Raw genomic sequence first — 16,619 nt, 5'->3', positions numbered from 1 at the left:
CAACAACATAGTGTGGTGGCGATAGCAAGAAGGATACACCTGTTCCCATGCCGAACACAGAAGTTAAGCTTCTTAGCGCCGATGGTAGTTGGGGGTTTCCCCCTGTGAGAGTAGGACGTTGCCACGCGAAAAGACCAACAATTAATTGTTGGTCTTTTTTTGTGTTTAAAATGATTAATATAGGCAAGTCGTGATTTTTGCAATGAAAATTAATAAGTGGTATAACAAAGTATAGGAATACCTAAAAAAAAATTTAGATATAGGTAAAATCATGATGGAAGGTCTTGATAGACTTGAAGAAATTAAAAAATGAGTCACATTCTTTTTTAGATTCTGCCAATGGACCTAGTTTAGAAGAAATTAATAATACTGTAAGCATTCCTGAAAGTAACAGTTTTTGGAAAAATTTATTAGCTTTTTCAGGTCCAGGAGCACTGGTAGCTGTAGGATATATGGATCCAGGTAACTGGGTAACCTCCATTGGTGGTGGGGCAAGATACGGTTATTTATTACTATCAGTTGTCTTATTATCTAGTTTAATTGCGATGTTACTTCAATACATGGCTGCTAAATTGGGGATTGTTACAGAAATGGACTTAGCTCAAGCGACTAGAAAATATACTAGTAAACGGGTAGGAATCATGCTTTGGATTGTCACAGAGTTAGCTATTATGGCAACAGATATTGCCGAAGTAATTGGAGGAGCTATTGCGTTAAATTTGTTATTTGGTTTACCATTACTAGTTGGCGTAATTTTGACTATTTTTGATGTGTTGTTGCTATTATTATTAATGAAATTAGGTTTTAGAAAAATAGAAGCAATTGTTATGGGGTTAATTTTTGTTATCTTAATAGTTTTTGTCTATGAAGTGATATTGGCTCAGCCCAATATGTCTCATCTGATGTCAGGTTTTTTACCTCAAAAGCAATTACTAAGTCACGGTGAATTAACGATGGGGTTAGGGATTGTTGGGGCAACGGTCATGCCTCACAATCTTTACTTGCACTCATCTATTTCACAAACTAGAAAATACAACCGAAAAGATAAAGAAGAAATTGCTAAGGCTGTTAAATTTTCTACATGGGATTCCAATATTCAATTGACTGGTGCTTTTATTATAAATTGTTTGTTACTAGTTTTAGGTAGTGCTTTATTTTTCGGCCAAGGAGAAAATTTAGGTACGTTTACTTCTTTATATGATGCCTTGAAAGATCCTAATTTAGCAGGTTCAGTAGCTAGTCCTATTTTAAGTGTGCTGTTTGCAGTAGCGCTATTAGCTTCTGGTCAAAATTCAACCATTACTGGGACATTAACTGGTCAAATTGTGATGGAAGGCTTTATTCACATGAAAATTCCAACTTGGGCTAGACGGGTGATTACGCGAGGGTTATCAGTTATTCCAGTATTAATTTGCACTATTTATTATGGTGGGAATGAAGCAGCATTGGATAATTTATTGATTTATTCCCAGGTGTTTTTAAGTATCGCATTACCTATTTCAATGATTCCTCTTGTTTATTTTACTAGTTCAAAAAAATTAATGGGAGATCAGTTTGTGAATCCAAAATGGGTTACAGGACTAGGTTGGTTTTGTGCAATTGCTTTGACAGGATTAAATATTCAGTTAATTATTGAAACATTGAGTTAAAGATAAAGGGTCTAAATACCTCTCTAACACTGGTTTTTCTAGTAGTTAGAGAGGTATTTTATATTCTTTATAGATTTTTTCTATAGACCTATAGAAAAAATCTATTTCACAAATGTTGAAATTAGGTCTATGCTAGTAATAGAGGATATATTACTTGTTAATGTAAGCGCTTTTAAATAAATTTGTGAAAGTAGGTGAATATATTGAAGAAAAAAGAGTTGAAATTTGTTATACCTGGTGGAAATGATCCCCATATTTTTGAATTGATAGATCATTTTAAAGAAGAAGCAATATGTTTTGAAGTAGTGGATCAAACGGATTTGGATGAAACATGTCAATTAGAAAATATGGTGTATCACCAAGTAGACAGCACGGATGAAGTGTTAAGAGTAGCGATTGAAATGGTTGCTAAAGGAGAAGTTGATGGGATTATTAAAGGCATTGTTCAAACTCATCAGCTATTAAAAGAAGTACTAAAAAAAGACTATCAATTAGTAGAGCATGGTTTTTTAAGTCATGTATCTCGAATTTCTGTAAAAGATACAGGTCAAACTTTTTTATTAACAGATGCCGCTATTAATATTACGCCAGATATCAAGGATATGCAAAAAATTATTCAAAATGCTTTACTTGTCGGAACAAAAATTGGGATAGCTCAGCCGAAAGTAGCCTTAATTAGTTCTGCAGAAAATTACAATCCTAAAATGCCTTCTTCTGTCTCTGCCAAATCTTTAACAGAGTATTATCAAGCTCATCCAGAAGAAGTCGGAGAAGGAATTGTTTACGGCCCATTATCTCTAGACTTAGCCTTATCTAAAGCAAGTGTTCATGATAAACGATTTAAAGGACCGATTGCCGGTGATGCAGATATTTTAGTAGTTCCTTCAATTGATGTGGGAAATGTTTTATATAAATCTTTGGCTTTATTTTCTCATGTTCAAATGGGAGGGATTGTTGTTGGAGCAAGAGTGCCTATTGTTTTATCTTCTAGAGGAGATTCTGTGGCAAACAAAGTAAGTTCTATTCAGCTAGCTTTAGAGTATGGAGGTGGTTTTCATGGCGCAAGTCTTAGTGATTAACCCTGGATCAACTACAACGAAACTAGCAGTCTTCAGAAATAATGAGAAAATAGCATCAGAAAATGTGACACATTCAGCAACTATATTAAATGATATCCATACGTTAGTTAGTCAAATTGATTTTCGGTTAAAAATTTTAACAGGTTTTTTAGAAAAAAATGATGTAGATGCTAAAGAATTGGATGCAGTAGCAGCTATTGGAGGACTATTAAAACCAATTGAAGGAGGAGTTTATCAAATCAATGATGCCATGGTTCATGATTTATCATCTGGTAAATATGGTAAGCATGCTTCTAATTTAGGTGGACTAATGGCATATGAATTAGCTAAAAATTATGATATTCCAGCCTTTATTGCAGATCCTTCTGTCACAGATGAATTAACTCAAGTAGCACGTTTTTCTGGAAAAAAGGAAATAGAAAGAAGAAGTACTTTTCATGCATTAAATCAAAAAGCAGTAGCTAGACGGATTTTAAATCAAAAGGGAAGAGTTTATGAACAGTCTAATGTGATTGTAGCTCACATGGGAGGCGGAATTACTGTTGGTGCCCATCATTTAGGTAAAGTGATTGACGTGACTAATGGTTTAGACGGAGAAGGTGCTTTTACACCAGGTCGTTCTGGTAGTTTGCCTTTACTTCCTTTTGCTCATTATATCCAGAGCCATCAATTAACAGAAAATGAAGTGATGGAAGAAATCGTTGGAAAAGCGGGTTTTGTTTCTTATTTAGGCACATCAGATGCCCAGGAAATAGAGAAAAGAATAACAGCTGGGGATGAAGAAGCTAAGTTGTGCTATGATGCAATGATTTATCAAATTGCAAAAGAAATCGGTAGTCAAGCTGTGGTCTTAAAGGGACAGGTAGAGGTTATTATACTTACAGGTGGACTAGCTCACAGTGATTATTTAGTTGAACATATTAAACCATTGATTTCTTTTTTAGGTGACATTGAGGTTTATCCAGGTGAAATTGAAATGGAAGCATTAAATGACTATGCCCAAGCTGCATTAAAAGATTCAGGGATTATCAGGTTGTACGAATAAGGAGGTTTTTAAATGAGTAACAATAACTTTGATCTAGCAGTAATTGGTGGTGGAATTGGTGGATATTCTACAGCGATTTATGCTGCTAAAAAAGGCCTTAAAGTAGCTTTAATTGAACAAAGTGAGCTAGGTGGGACTTGTTTGAATAAAGGCTGTATCCCAACTAAAGCTTTACTTAAAAGTTCAGAAAACTATCAGTTAATAAAGAACGCTAGTGATTGGGGAGTGGAAGGTACGGGAGAGGTTCAACTGAATTATCTGACTGTCCATAATCAAATGGAACAAGTAGTTAATCAGTTAAGAAGTGGGGTCACTTTTTTGATGAAAAAAAATCAAATTAGTGTATTTAACGGCACTGGACGGATTCAAGGTAGTTCTATTTTTTCTCCCAATGGTGGAGCTATTGCAGTAGATATGGGAGATAAAGATGAGATGATTGTGCCTAAAAATATTGTAATTGCTACAGGTTCTAGACCTAAAAATTTACCTAATATAGTCATTGATGAAACCAATATTTTAAGTTCCGATGGGTTATTACAATTGACTGAATTGCCAAAATCCCTTGCCATTATTGGAGGTGGAGTCATAGGGGTAGAAATGGCCTCTTTACTAAATAATTTTGGAGTAGCGGTCACTATTATCGAATATGGTAATCAGTTATTACCCAATGAGCATCCTAAATTAGCCAAATTGTTGAAAAAACAGTTTGAACAACGAGGGATAAACATTTATTTGTCAGCAGAAGTTACAGCTGTTAGTAACAATCAAGTGGAGATAACTAAAGGAGAGACTGGAGAAAAAATAAATCTTCCAGTCGAAAAAGTACTTGTTTCAGTTGGTAGATGTGCCAATGTAGAAGATGTTGGCTTAGAGTCTATGTCGATTAGACATGATCAAAAAGGAATTCAAGTCAATCAATATTATCAAACAAGTCAACCAACTATCTACGCTATTGGAGATGTTATTCCTGGTATTCAATTAGCCCATGTTGCAGTGCGAGAGGGGCAAATTGCAGTAGATCATTTACTAGGTAAAAACCCTAAACTCTTAGATGAAAAATTAATTCCTAAATGTGTGTATACCCAACCTGAACTAGCTAGTATTGGGGTACCTTATGCTCAAATTAAAAAAATGAAAAAGGACACATTGACAGGGACAGGTAGATTTATGGCTAATGGCAAAGCCTTGATTGAAAGGGAAACAGAGGGCTTTGTGGAAATTATAGCGGAAAAAGAAACCGAAGATATTCTTTATATTGGGATGATTGGCCCTCATGTAACAGAGTTAATTGCAGAAGCTTCTCTTGGGATGAATATGGATGGTTCACCAGAAGAATTTATGGACGCAATTCACCCTCATCCTAGTTTGTCTGAAAGTATGGTAGAGGCTGCTGCTGACATTTACAATTTGTCGATTAATCAATAATAAGGAGGATATATAGAATGGAAAAACTAAAAGCAACAGGACTAAGCAAAAAAGAAATTGTTGAAGCTTACCGAATGATTAAGTTAGGACGAGTATTAGATGAACGTTTATGGCAACTGACTCGGATTGGAAAATCATCTTTTATTATTTCAGGACAGGGTTCAGAAGTTGGCCAAGTAGCAATGGCCTTACCTTTCCAACACAAAGAAGATATGTTTTTACCCTATTACCGCGACATGGTGGCTAGCATGATTTGGGGAATGAGTACAAAAGATATTTTACTCGGTTCTCTAGGTAAACAAGAGGATCCTTCTTCTCATGGACGTCAAATGCCTAACCACTATGGTTCAGTTGAACATAATATTGTGTCCTTTGGCTCAACAGTTACCACTCAATACCCTTTAGCAACCGGAGTAGCTTATAGTGCTATTTTAAATGAGAAAGATTATGTGACCTTAGTGACAACAGGAGAAGGATCTGCTGCTGAAGGAGATTTTCATGAAGCATTGAACTTTGCAGGAATAAAAAAATTACCAATTGTTTTTGTAGTAGAAAATAATGAATATGCTATTTCAACTCCTGTTGAAGATGAGTTTTCTGGTAAAAAATTAGCAGACCATGCGTTAGCCTATCACATTAAAGGAGATAGAATAGATGGCCGTGATTTTGCTGCAACTTATTTGGCGTTTAAAGAAGCAGCTGACTATGCTCGTAGTGGTAAGGGACCAGTTTTAATAGAATTGATGGTAGACAGAATGACTGCCCACTCTTCTGATGACGATCAAAGTATTTACCGGTCAGATGATGAGTTAAAAGCATTACGTGATAATGATGTGATTCCTGTTTTTGAAAAACAACTAATTGAAGAAGGCTATTTAACTGAAAAAGAGTTAGATGACATTCTTAAAGAAGTGACAGATGAAGTCAATCAAGCAACAGATGAGGCAGAACAGTCCCCTGATCCAGACGTATCTGAATTATACAAACATGTTTATGCTCACACAGAAGGAGGCCGTTAATCATGAAAGAACTTACTTATTTAGAAGCAATTAATCAAGCAATAGATGAAGAGATGGCTCGGGATAAAGGGGTCGTTGTATTCGGTGAAGACGTTGGGGGAGATAAGGGTGGTGTATTTGGTGCAACGAAAGGCTTAGCTGCTAAATACGGTGATAGGCGTGTATTTAATACACCGATAGCAGAAGCAGAAATTGCTGGACTGGCTACTGGTCTAGGATTAATGGGACACCATGCCATTGCAGAATTTCAATTTGCGGATTACATTTTACCAGCAGTTAACCAAATTTTATCAGAAACTACCAGAATGCGTTATAGAACAGGTGGCGACTGGACAGCGCCAGTAGTTTTTAGAACTCCCTACGGCGCAGGAGTTAGAGGAGGACTTTATCACTCTCAAGCTACTGACAAAATTTTCTTAGGGCAACCTGGTTTAAGAGTGGTAACACCTTCTACCGTTTATGATGCAAAAGGGATGTTAAAATCAGCAATTCGCTCAGAAGATCCTGTCTTATTTTATGAACATAAACGACTTTACCGAATGATTAAAGCAGAAATTCCAGAAGAGGAGTACCTTGTTCCCATTGATAAAGCTCATGTTATTCGTGAAGGAGAAGACTTAACTGTTATTTCCTATGGATTAACTCTTCAGTATGTTTTAAAATCGGTAGCTGACTTAGCTGAAACTGAAGGAATCGATGCAGAAGTAATAGATTTACGTTCACTTTATCCATTAGATAAAGAAACCCTGATTAAATCAGCAAGTAAAACAGGAAAAGTATTACTAGTTACAGAAGATAACTTAGAAAGTAATGTGATGAGTGAAGTCGCTGCAACGATTGCTGAAAGTGCTCTGTTTGATTTAGATGCACCTATTACTCGCTTAGCTGCGCCTAATACGCCTACAGTGGCTTATGCGGCTAATTTAGAAAAAGAATTCTTGGTTAGTGAAGAAAAAGTTCGTCAAGCGATCCTTGATTTAGCACAGTTCTAAGGAGAAAAGGAGGGGATTTGTTATGAGTATTGAAATAATTAAAATGCCTGGCTTAGGTGAAAGTGTAACAGAGGCTTCATTAGAAAAATGGTTAACAGCTCCTAATGAGTCAATTCAAAAATATGATCCAATTGCGGAAGTTATGTCGGATAAAGTGAGTACGGAAATTCCTGCTAGTTTTACAGGAGTTGTAAAAAAATTGCTTATTAATGAAGGGGATATGGTTCCAATTGGGACGCCTATTATGGAAGTAGAAGTAGAAGGTAGCACAGGGAAAGTATCTGTTAATGAGGTAGAAGAAACAAGCCAACAACCAGTTGCTACGCCTGAAGAAAAAACTGGGAAGAAACCTCGCTTGTCTCCTGTTGTGGCAAGAATGATTGAAGAAAACAACTTGGATGTAGAAGCAATTCAAGGTACAGGAAACAATGGTCGTATTACTAAAACAGATGTACGAAAATTTATGAAATCTGGTGCAAAAGAAGGAATAAAACCACCTACTATTTCAGAACAACCACAAACAGAAAGACCTGTGTCATCTGTGGCTAAAGTTGAGGAAGTTGTACCAGCTAAAGAGATAGTAACAGGTGATGACAGGAAAATAATTCAAAAACCATCAGCTACTCGGCGAATGATTGCTGATAGAATGGTTAAAAGTACCACTGAAATTCCACATGCTTGGCTAGTTGTAGAAGCTGACGTGACAGAATTAGTTAAATTAAGAAATCAATTAAAAGCCGATTATGAAAAAGAAAATGGCCACAAACTGACCTATTTCCCATTTTTCTTACAAGCGGTAGCTAGGGCTATTCGTCAATATCCAGTGATGAACAGTAGCTGGCAACAAGATCAAATTATTCAATATAAAGATGTGAATTTATCTATAGCTGTAGCAACAGAGGAGTATTTATATGTACCAGTTATTAAACAAATAGATCAACGCTCTATTGCAGGAATTGCTTCTGAAGTGAATCGGTTAAGCCGAGACATTAAACAAGGTCAAATGAAAATGGAAGATATGCAAGGAGGCACTTTTACAGTCAATAATACTGGAACATTTGGTTCAGTCCAATCAATGGGAGTTATTAATTATCCACAAGCGGCTATTTTACAAGTAGAAAGTATCCGAAAAGAATTGAAAGTTGTGGGAGATAATGAAGTAGCTATTCGAGATGTCGTGAATTTATGTCTATCCATTGATCATAGAATATTAGACGGATTGGTAGCAGGCAATTTCTTGAAAGCGGTAAAAGAACAATTAGAAGCTTATTCTGTACAAACAAGTATTTATTAAAAAAAGTGGTTTGGAAAGGTTAGGATAAAGATATTCTAACCTTTCTAGAAAGGAGGAAATAAAATGGTAGAGGCAGAGCCAGTTACAGATAAATTAACGTTTAAAGTATATTTAAACCGAGTATTGTCTGGGACAGCCACAGGGATTATTGTTGGACTTATTCCAAATGCAATTTTAGGGGCTCTCTTTAAGTCTTTAGGTCAATCCATGCCAGTTTTTATGACATTTTTCAACGTAGTCAATGTGATGCAATTTTTAGTTCCGGCTTTAATTGGTTTGTTAGTAGGACTACAGTTTGATTTTAAACCGATGCAGTTAGCCACTCTTTCGGCTGCTACATTTTTAGGCTCCGGTGCCTATGCAGTAGTTGAGGGAAAAGTTGCTTTAGTTGGAATTGGAGATTTAATTAATGTGATGCTTCTATGTGGCTTTTCAGCTTTTGTAATTAATTGGGTAGGGGATAAGTTAGGTTCATTAACGGTTATTTTCTTACCAATTATTGGGGCGGCATTAGGGTCAGTAGGGGTCTTTACTTTACCTTATATAAGTAAAATTACTGTAGCTATTGGAGCAGTTATCAACAGCTTTACTCAATTGCAACCATTAATTATGTCTATTTTAATTTGTGTTTCTTTTTCTTTATTAATTATTTCACCTATTTCTACCGTTGCTATAGGGATAGCAATAGGTATTGATGGTTTGGGAGCAGGCGCGGCTGCAGTGGGAGTAACAGCTTGTACAGCAGTATTAGTTTGGGGATCATTAAAAGAAAATAAAAGTGGTATTACCATAGCTATTTTACTTGGGGCTATGAAAATGATGATACCAAATTTAGTTAAGTATCCAAAACTTGCTATACCTGTTGTGTTAAATGCCATTGTAAGTGGGGTTGGAGTTTGGCTCTTAAATATTTTAGGGACACCTAGTAGTGCTGGGTTTGGGATTGTTGGATTAGTTGGTCCTATTTCGGCTATTACAGAGGGAGCATCCTTCTTCACAGCTGTTTTAGCTTATTTGATTATTCCTTTTGTAGGAGGCTATATCATTCATACAATTTGTCAAAATGTGCTTCATTTATATGATCAAGAAATATTTGCTTATTTAGGTAGTTAAGTTTTTAACGGAAATAAGAAGGAGGTAGTCATTGATGAAAATTGCAATTGCAGGAGCTGGAGCCATGGGAGGAAGATTTGGCTCGATGCTAGCTAAAAACGGTGAAGATGTGGTGTTAATTGACCAATGGGAAGATAATGTTAAGGCAATTAATCAACATGGATTAAAAATAGAAACAGATACTGGAACAGAAATGTATCCAATGAGAGCATACTTACCTCAAGAAATAGATGAAAAAATGGATTTAATTATTTTCTTTACTAAAACACTCCAACTTGAAAGGATGATTCAAGCTATTAAGCAAGTGATTCAACCTGATACACAGGTTTTGTGTTTGTTAAATGGTCTAGGCAATATTGAAACCATGGAAAAATATTTTGATCGAGAATGTATTTTTATGGGAGTGACGATGTGGACAGCTGGAATGAAAGGGCCAGGTTATATCCATTTAAGTGGAGACGGCAGCATTAAAATTCAAAATATTGGCGCCTCTGGTGAAAAGAAGGCTCAAAATTTATGCGATGTTCTAAGCCAAGCAGGTTTAAAAGCTAGTTACAGTCCAGACATTATGGAGAGTATATGGTGGAAAGCAGCTATTAACGGCTGTTTAAATGCACCTTGTACTATTTTAGATTGTGATATTCAAGCACTTGGTTCTACTCCGCAAATTAATCCTATGTTAACAGCTATTTTAGGAGAATTTCAAGCTGTTGCTAAGAGTCAAGGGATTTCTTTGGATGTTGATCAAATAATGAGTGATTTAGCTAAAACGTTCGATCCTTCTCAAGCGGGTAAACATTTCCCTTCCATGCATCAAGATTTAATTCAACATCACCGATTAACAGAAATTGATTATATGAATGGGTATGTTTCTAGAATAGGCAAAGAAAAGGGTATAGATACACCAGTTAATACTTTTATCACTGAGTTGGTTCATAATAAAGAGTATTTATTAAAGGCTCAGTAAACCTATCAAAGTAGCGGCTATTTAAAGCGCTACTTTTTTTGTGTCCTGATACGCACAAAGAAAATAAAGAAGATTGTTTAAAATGGACTTTTTATTTAAAAAGTTTGTGTTAAAATAGTAACAAACGTATTACTTAACGATACATTTAGACAGATAGGAACGATGATGGTGAAAGAAATTGTTGTAGTGGGTAGTGGTTTAGCCGGATCAATGGTAGCTCATTTCTTACAAGAAACCTGCCATGTGACAGTTATTTGTAAAGGAGGAAAAGCAAACAGCAACTCTATGCTAGCACAAGGCGGGATTGCTGTGGCATTACGAGAAGACGATACTTTTCAGTCTCATTTAAAAAATACTCTGGAAGCTGGCTCATTTTATAATGACCGAAAAAATACAGCTTTATTAGTCAAAACTGGTCCTAAAGTGATAAAAGAGCTAATAAGTCAAGGACTAACCTTTGATCAAGATGAAACAGGGCACTTAGCTTACGGATTAGAAGGCGCCCATGATATTCCAAGAATTTTACATGCTAAAGGAGATCAAACAGGGCAAGTAGTGACTGAATTTAGTCAATCCCGCTTAGATAAAGTAGATTGGATTGAGCATGCCCAAGTGATTGATTTATTAGTCAATGAATTAGGTCAGTGTACAGGAGTTACTTATTTAGATCAAAGAAATCAACTGCAACAAATAAATGGGGATAAGATTATTTTAGCCACAGGGGGAGTTGGAGGGTTATTTCCTTTAAGTAGTAATGATTTAACTGTGACAGGAGTTGGCATTGCGTTAGCTAAACGAAATCAAGTTGAAGTCAAAGATTTAGAATTTGTTCAATTTCATCCCACTTTATTAACTAAAAACGGAAAATGTTACGGATTAGTATCAGAAGCTGTGAGAGGAGCCGGAGCTGTTTTAGTAGATGAAACAGGTCGGTTAATTATGAAGGACAGACATGTTAGACAAGATTTAGCTCCTAGAGATGTTATTAGTCGCATTTTAAGTCAAGAATTAGAGCAAGGTCATGACATCTACTTGGATATTTCCAAAGTAGAGAATTTTGAAAAAAAATTTCCACAAATTACAGCTAATTTATTTAAACAAGGGATTCCTTTCCAAACAACTAACAAAATACCTGTTCGTCCAGGTGCTCATTTTATCATGGGCGGAATTTTAACAGATAGTTATGGACAAACCTCGATGCCTAATCTTTATGCAGTAGGTGAGGTGGCTTGTACAGGAGTACATGGAGCTAACCGATTAGCAAGTAATTCTCTTTTAGAATGTTTAGTTTTTGCTACACGAGTGTCTGAGCATATTTTACAAGCGAGTCAGTCAGTCAGTATTGCTAAAAATGAAAGGCTTGTCAAAAAACAACCTGAAAAATTTCATTTACCAAATAAAGAATTGTTACAAGATCGGGCTTGGCAAGCTATTGGAATTGAGAGAAAGCGAACGGATTTAATAGATTTTTTACACTGGTTAAGTGGTTATCATTACACATATATTCCTACCGATTTAACCAAACAAGAAGCAGAGTTAGCTGATTTATGTTGTGTGGCAGAAGAAATAGCTCGTGCTGCTTTAGCTAGGCCCATTAGTATTGGAGCCCATTTTATTAAAGGAGAATAGAAACTGTGAATACATTGCAAGTTAAAAAAGCGCTGGAAAGTTTTTTGTTAGAAGATATAGGTCAAGGAGATCTGTCCACTGATTTAGTTTTTAGCCAAAATACCCGTGGGACTGGCCAATTTTTAGTAAAAGAAACGGGAATATTAAGCGGCATGGACATTCCCAATTTAGTTTATGAGTTATTAGGCGAAGAGGTAAGTTATACTGCCCTTAAACAAGACGGAGATTATGTGGAAAAAGGCACAGTCATTGCCACAGTATCTGGTTCAGTTAGAGGTATGCTAACAGGAGAGAGAGTTATTCTAAATTTAATGCAGCGCATGAGCGGAATAGCTACCTTAACCAATCAAGCTGTTCGCCAGTTAAATGATTCTTCTATTAGAATCTGTGATACAAGAAAAACCGCTCCAGGCTTGCGTTTATTTGATAAATACGCAGTTACTTGCGGAGGAGGGTACAATCACCGAATTGGTCTTTATGATGGCGTGATGTTAAAAGACAATCATATAGCCTATGCTGGAGGGATCTTACCTGCTGTCAAGCGTGTCCGTAGCCAACTAGGTCATATGGTTAAAATCGAAGTAGAAATTGAAACAAAAGAGGAATTATTGGAAGCTATTCAAGCAGAGTGTGATGTCATTATGTTTGATAACCGAAGTCCTAGAGAAGTAAAAGAATTTCAAAAACTAGTACCTTCTTCTATCTTAACGGAAATATCTGGAGGGATTACTTTAGAGACAATTTCAACTTACCAAGGGACAGGGGCTAATTATTTATCACTTGGGTTTTTAACCCACTCTGTTAAAGCATTAGATATTAGTTTTAATAGTAATGACATAAAGGAGAGCAATCATGAATAATTTATCGGCTAGTTCTGTTCCTGAAAAATATTTACAGATGACTCAAGAAGAATTAGAGCAGCGAACACATCAAGCAAAAGAAATTTTAGGGGATGATTTACTCATTATGAGTCATCATTACCAAAAAGATGAAGTAGTTCAGTTTGCTGATGAGATTGGGGATTCTTTACAATTAGCCCAAGTTGCAGCTAAACATCAAGGGGTTAAATACATTGTTTTTTGTGGCGTTCATTTTATGGCTGAAACAGCTGATATGTTAACAACTGATGAACAAATCGTTATTTTACCTGATTTAGGCGCAGGATGTTTTATGGCAGATATGGCAAATCACAAACAATTGACGGAAGCTTGGGATATTTTGCAAGGTTATTTTAAAGAGGAGCTAATTCCGTTAACTTATATCAATTCTACGGCTGAAGTTAAAGCCTTTGTTGGGCAAAAAAATGGGGTGACTGTGACTTCAGGCAACGCAGATAAAATAGTTAAATGGGCTTTTACTCAGAAAGAACGAATTTTCTTTTTACCAGATCAACATTTAGGCCGAAATACAGCAGTTAATTTAGGGATACCTTTAGAAAACATGGCAGTGTGGAATCCTAAAACACAAAAATTAGAAGCTACAGGGAATCTTTCTGACATTCAAGTTGTGTTATGGGATGGTTATTGTTCGGTTCATCAACAATTTAATGTGCAGCAGATCAAATATTTACGCCAAAAACATCCAGATATTCAAGTAATAGTTCATCCTGAGTGTTGTCAAGAAGTGGTGGCTGCTGCTGATCAAGCTGGATCCACTCATAAAATTTTACAAGTAATAGAACAGGCAGAACCAGGGTCAACTTGGGCGATTGGTACAGATAATAATTTAGTTTACCGAATTATTCAAGATCATCCAGACAAAAACATTTTAGCGTTAAATCCGATTTCTTGTCCTTGTTTGACAATGAACCGAATTCGTCTAGCTAACTTGACTTGGATTTTAGAAGAATTAGTGAATGGACAAATTCATAATCAAATCACAGTAGATCCCAAGATAACAAAAGATGCCTTAAAACCATTAGATAAAATGTTAGAGTTAAGTCGTTAAGGAATTAAAGAAAGTCATGTAGGAAAAATTAACTATAATTTAGGAGGGTCTGAATATGAAACAAGTTGAAAGTGACTATGTGTTAAGCAATGGTAAAACAATTCCAAGTATTGGTTTTGGCACTTGGCAAGCAGAAAATGAAGTGGCTAAAGAAGCAGTTAAAACAGCTATTTTAAGCGGGTATCGACATATTGATACAGCAGCTGCCTATAAAAACGAAGCCGGTGTTGGAGCAGGAATTATAGCTAGTGGAGTGTCTAGAGATGAGTTATTTGTGACCTCTAAGCTATGGAATACAGAACATTCTTACAAACAAGCGCAAGCAGCTATTGATACTTCTTTAAGTGAATTGCAACTAGACTATTTGGATTTATATTTAATTCATTGGCCTAATCCAATTGGGTATAGAGATCACTGGCAAGAAGCCAATTTAGAAAGTTGGCGAGCAATGGAGGAGGCTGTTTTAGCCGGAAAAATTAAGTCTATTGGTGTATCTAATTTTTATCCACATCATTTAGATGCTCTTTTACCTCATGTTAAAATTCGTCCGGTGGTCAATCAAATCTTTTTAAACCCAAGTGACCGACAACAAGCTGTTGTATACTACAATCAGCAACATAACCTTATAACCGAAGCGTATAGTCCCCTTGGCACAGGGAAAATGTTTACGATAAAGGAACTTCAGGAATTAGCAACTAAATATCAACGAAGTGTTGCTCAAGTTGTTTTACGTTGGTCGTTACAAAAAGGGTATTTACCGTTACCAAAATCAGTGACAACTAGTCGTATCAAAGAAAATTTAGAGGTATTTGATTTTGAATTATCAGCAGCAGATATGCTGATAATTGACGGGTTGCAAGGAGTAGCTGGAGTAGCTAAAGATCCAGATATTAGAGATTTTTAAAAAGTTATAGAAGTTATTCATATATAAAGAGAAGTCATCCTAAGAAAGCAAAATTTCAATATTCGCTTTCTTAGGATGTTTATTTTGTTAAGAAAGTGATTGTTATAAGTATTTATTATAAAGAGAAGAGTGGAATATTTTACAAATTAGATAGAGATTTATGGAAAAAATTCCAGATTTAGTAATTTACATGATTTTCTGTCATGCTAATATAGAGACATAAATAAAACGATTTCAATTTAGGAGGAGAAAAATGGATAAATTTTCACAAGTTATTGAGGAGAAAGTGGTTCCGAAAGTTTCCAAAATAACAAATCACACATATTTTCAAGCATTAAGAAATGGTTTTTTTGCAATTATGCCTTTAACAATTATCGGTTCAATCTTTATGTTAATCACAGATTTTCCAGTTCCAGGTTATGCAGAATTTATGACAAAACTTTTTGGTGAAAATTGGGCTAGTTATATCTCACCAGCTTATAGAGCGACCTTTAACATGATGGGATTTATGTTTGTGGGGACGATGGCGTATAAGTTAGCAGAACAATATAAATTGGATAAACTATCAAGCATGGTACTAACATTAGTAGCTTATGTAGTAGTCATGCCTAAAAGTGTAGTAACAGAATCTGGAGAGGTTGTTGAACGGGTTCTTTCTTTTACATGGTTAGGAACCCAAGGAGTTATTACAGCAATTTTTGTGGCAATCATTAGTGTAGAATTAATTCGTTTTTGTGTAGAAAAAAATTTAACTATCAAAATGCCTGAAAGTGTACCAGAAATGGTTAGTAAATCTTTTAGTGCTTTGATCCCAGGGGTAGTAGTTGTCACAGTGATGTTAATCATTAATGGACTATCTTCTCATTTTTCTGGTTCACTGCCTGAATTAATGTATTCAGTGATACAAATACCATTACAAGGGCTAACTGGATCTGTCTGGGCTATTGTGATTGTTTCAGGCTTGAATGGCTTGTTCTGGTGGTTTGGTATACATCCTACTGTTATTAATTCTATTGTTAATCCGTTGTTATACGCAAATGCGGCCTACAACCAAGAGTTATTTGATGCTGGAAAATTGAGTATGGAAACAGGAAAAATTGGGACTATTCAAATGATTGATCAATTTGCAACAATAGGTGGAGCAGGTTGTACAATAGGATTAGTTATATCTATGTTATTAGTAGCTAAGTCTTCTCGTATGAAAACTATGTCGAAATTAGTTACAGTTCCAGCTTTATTTAATATTAATGAGCCATTAGTTTTTGGGTTACCTATTATTTTTAATCCAATGATGCTTATTCCTGTTACTTTAGCACCACTTGTATCTACTACTATTTCATACTTATCTATGAAAATTGGATTTATGGATCTTTTTACTAATATTCAAGCACCGTGGGCTACTCCTTTTGTTTTTTCAGGATTTTTAGTGGCTGGGTGGCAAGGTGTAGCTACTCAGTTAGTTGCAGCAGCTGCAAGTACACTTGTCTATTATCCGTTTGTTAAGGCTTTAGAAAAACAATATATGGCAGAAGAAATAATTGAGTAGTAGAAACATA

The 16,619-nt window shown here is 35.7% G+C and carries 14 protein-coding genes and 1 rRNA gene; all 15 read left to right on the top strand.

What is annotated here, in order from left to right; genetic code table 11:
- Positions 1–11: 11 nt before the first annotated feature.
- The 15 genes from rrf to C7P63_RS08655 all read left to right on the top strand — a co-directional run bounded on the left by rrf (position 12) and on the right by C7P63_RS08655 (position 16,609).
- Positions 12–127: ribosomal RNA gene (gene rrf, locus C7P63_RS08725) — 5S ribosomal RNA — on the top strand.
- A gap of 166 nt (positions 128–293) precedes the next feature.
- Positions 294–1,649: an Nramp family divalent metal transporter gene (locus C7P63_RS08720; RefSeq protein WP_125943772.1), complete on the top strand. Its 1,356-nt coding sequence runs from the start codon at positions 294–296 to the stop codon at positions 1,647–1,649.
- Positions 1,650–1,852: 203 nt separating this feature from the next.
- Complete coding sequence (locus C7P63_RS08715) at positions 1,853–2,728, top strand: phosphate acyltransferase (protein WP_125943771.1); 876 nt, start codon at positions 1,853–1,855, stop codon at positions 2,726–2,728.
- Entirely contained in the window at positions 2,706–3,773 is a 1,068-nt protein-coding gene (gene buk / locus C7P63_RS08710) for a butyrate kinase (RefSeq protein ID WP_207853022.1), read from the top strand. Before C7P63_RS08715 ends, buk begins: the two co-directional genes overlap by 23 nt.
- Before the next feature lie 12 nt (positions 3,774–3,785).
- Positions 3,786–5,198 (top strand): dihydrolipoyl dehydrogenase, encoded by a 1,413-nt coding sequence (lpdA, locus tag C7P63_RS08705; RefSeq protein WP_125943769.1) that lies wholly within the window; start codon positions 3,786–3,788, stop codon positions 5,196–5,198.
- Positions 5,199–5,215: 17 nt separating this feature from the next.
- A complete protein-coding gene (locus tag C7P63_RS08700; protein WP_125943768.1) occupies positions 5,216–6,217 on the top strand; it encodes a thiamine pyrophosphate-dependent dehydrogenase E1 component subunit alpha in 1,002 nt (333 codons plus the stop codon).
- 2 nt (positions 6,218–6,219) lie between these two features.
- The gene (locus C7P63_RS08695) at positions 6,220–7,209 is read left to right on the top strand and encodes an alpha-ketoacid dehydrogenase subunit beta (RefSeq protein ID WP_125943767.1); all 990 of its coding nucleotides are present in this window, start codon (positions 6,220–6,222) and stop codon (positions 7,207–7,209) included.
- A 22-nt stretch (positions 7,210–7,231) separates the two neighbouring features.
- Positions 7,232–8,503 carry a dihydrolipoamide acetyltransferase family protein gene (locus C7P63_RS08690; protein ID WP_125943766.1) on the top strand — a complete coding sequence of 424 codons (1,272 nt, stop codon included), beginning with the start codon at positions 7,232–7,234 and terminating at the stop codon, positions 8,501–8,503.
- Positions 8,504–8,566: 63 nt separating this feature from the next.
- The gene (locus C7P63_RS08685; RefSeq protein ID WP_125943765.1) at positions 8,567–9,616 is read left to right on the top strand and encodes a PTS sugar transporter subunit IIC; all 1,050 of its coding nucleotides are present in this window, start codon (positions 8,567–8,569) and stop codon (positions 9,614–9,616) included.
- Between the two features lie 34 nt (positions 9,617–9,650).
- Positions 9,651–10,583, top strand: a complete 933-nt coding sequence (locus C7P63_RS08680; RefSeq protein WP_125943764.1) for a ketopantoate reductase family protein — start codon at positions 9,651–9,653, stop codon at positions 10,581–10,583.
- 168 nt (positions 10,584–10,751) lie between these two features.
- Positions 10,752–12,212: an L-aspartate oxidase gene (gene nadB, locus C7P63_RS08675; protein WP_243640826.1), complete on the top strand. Its 1,461-nt coding sequence runs from the start codon at positions 10,752–10,754 to the stop codon at positions 12,210–12,212.
- A 5-nt stretch (positions 12,213–12,217) separates the two neighbouring features.
- Entirely contained in the window at positions 12,218–13,072 is an 855-nt protein-coding gene (gene nadC / locus C7P63_RS08670; protein ID WP_125943763.1) for a carboxylating nicotinate-nucleotide diphosphorylase, read from the top strand.
- A complete protein-coding gene (gene nadA / locus C7P63_RS08665) occupies positions 13,065–14,159 on the top strand; it encodes a quinolinate synthase NadA (RefSeq protein ID WP_125943762.1) in 1,095 nt (364 codons plus the stop codon). Before nadC ends, nadA begins: the two co-directional genes overlap by 8 nt.
- Before the next feature lie 55 nt (positions 14,160–14,214).
- Positions 14,215–15,063 (top strand): aldo/keto reductase, encoded by an 849-nt coding sequence (locus C7P63_RS08660; RefSeq protein WP_125943761.1) that lies wholly within the window; start codon positions 14,215–14,217, stop codon positions 15,061–15,063.
- A gap of 253 nt (positions 15,064–15,316) precedes the next feature.
- Positions 15,317–16,609, top strand: coding sequence for a PTS sugar transporter subunit IIC (locus C7P63_RS08655; protein ID WP_125943760.1), 1,293 nt, complete (start codon positions 15,317–15,319; stop codon positions 16,607–16,609).
- Positions 16,610–16,619: the final 10 nt, after the last annotated feature.

Source organism: Vagococcus humatus, from assembly GCF_003950325.1.
GTDB lineage: Bacteria > Bacillota > Bacilli > Lactobacillales > Vagococcaceae > Vagococcus_C > Vagococcus_C humatus.
The sequence above is the reverse complement of the archived record's forward strand: the minus strand, read 5'-3'. Positions and strand labels throughout refer to the sequence as shown.

What these genes read in the sequence shown, in the direction of transcription:
- C7P63_RS08700 (WP_125943768.1), top strand. Translation starts at nt 5,216, where the DNA reads ATGGAAAAACTAAAAGCAACAGGACTAAGCAAAAAAGAAATTGTTGAA.
- C7P63_RS08655 (WP_125943760.1), top strand. Translation starts at nt 15,317, where the DNA reads ATGGATAAATTTTCACAAGTTATTGAGGAGAAAGTGGTTCCGAAAGTT.
- C7P63_RS08660 (WP_125943761.1), top strand. Translation starts at nt 14,215, where the DNA reads ATGAAACAAGTTGAAAGTGACTATGTGTTAAGCAATGGTAAAACAATT.
- C7P63_RS08680 (WP_125943764.1), top strand. Translation starts at nt 9,651, where the DNA reads ATGAAAATTGCAATTGCAGGAGCTGGAGCCATGGGAGGAAGATTTGGC.
- buk (WP_207853022.1), top strand. Translation starts at nt 2,706, where the DNA reads ATGGCGCAAGTCTTAGTGATTAACCCTGGATCAACTACAACGAAACTA.
- C7P63_RS08690 (WP_125943766.1), top strand. Translation starts at nt 7,232, where the DNA reads ATGAGTATTGAAATAATTAAAATGCCTGGCTTAGGTGAAAGTGTAACA.
- C7P63_RS08695 (WP_125943767.1), top strand. Translation starts at nt 6,220, where the DNA reads ATGAAAGAACTTACTTATTTAGAAGCAATTAATCAAGCAATAGATGAA.
- nadA (WP_125943762.1), top strand. Translation starts at nt 13,065, where the DNA reads ATGAATAATTTATCGGCTAGTTCTGTTCCTGAAAAATATTTACAGATG.
- lpdA (WP_125943769.1), top strand. Translation starts at nt 3,786, where the DNA reads ATGAGTAACAATAACTTTGATCTAGCAGTAATTGGTGGTGGAATTGGT.
- C7P63_RS08685 (WP_125943765.1), top strand. Translation starts at nt 8,567, where the DNA reads ATGGTAGAGGCAGAGCCAGTTACAGATAAATTAACGTTTAAAGTATAT.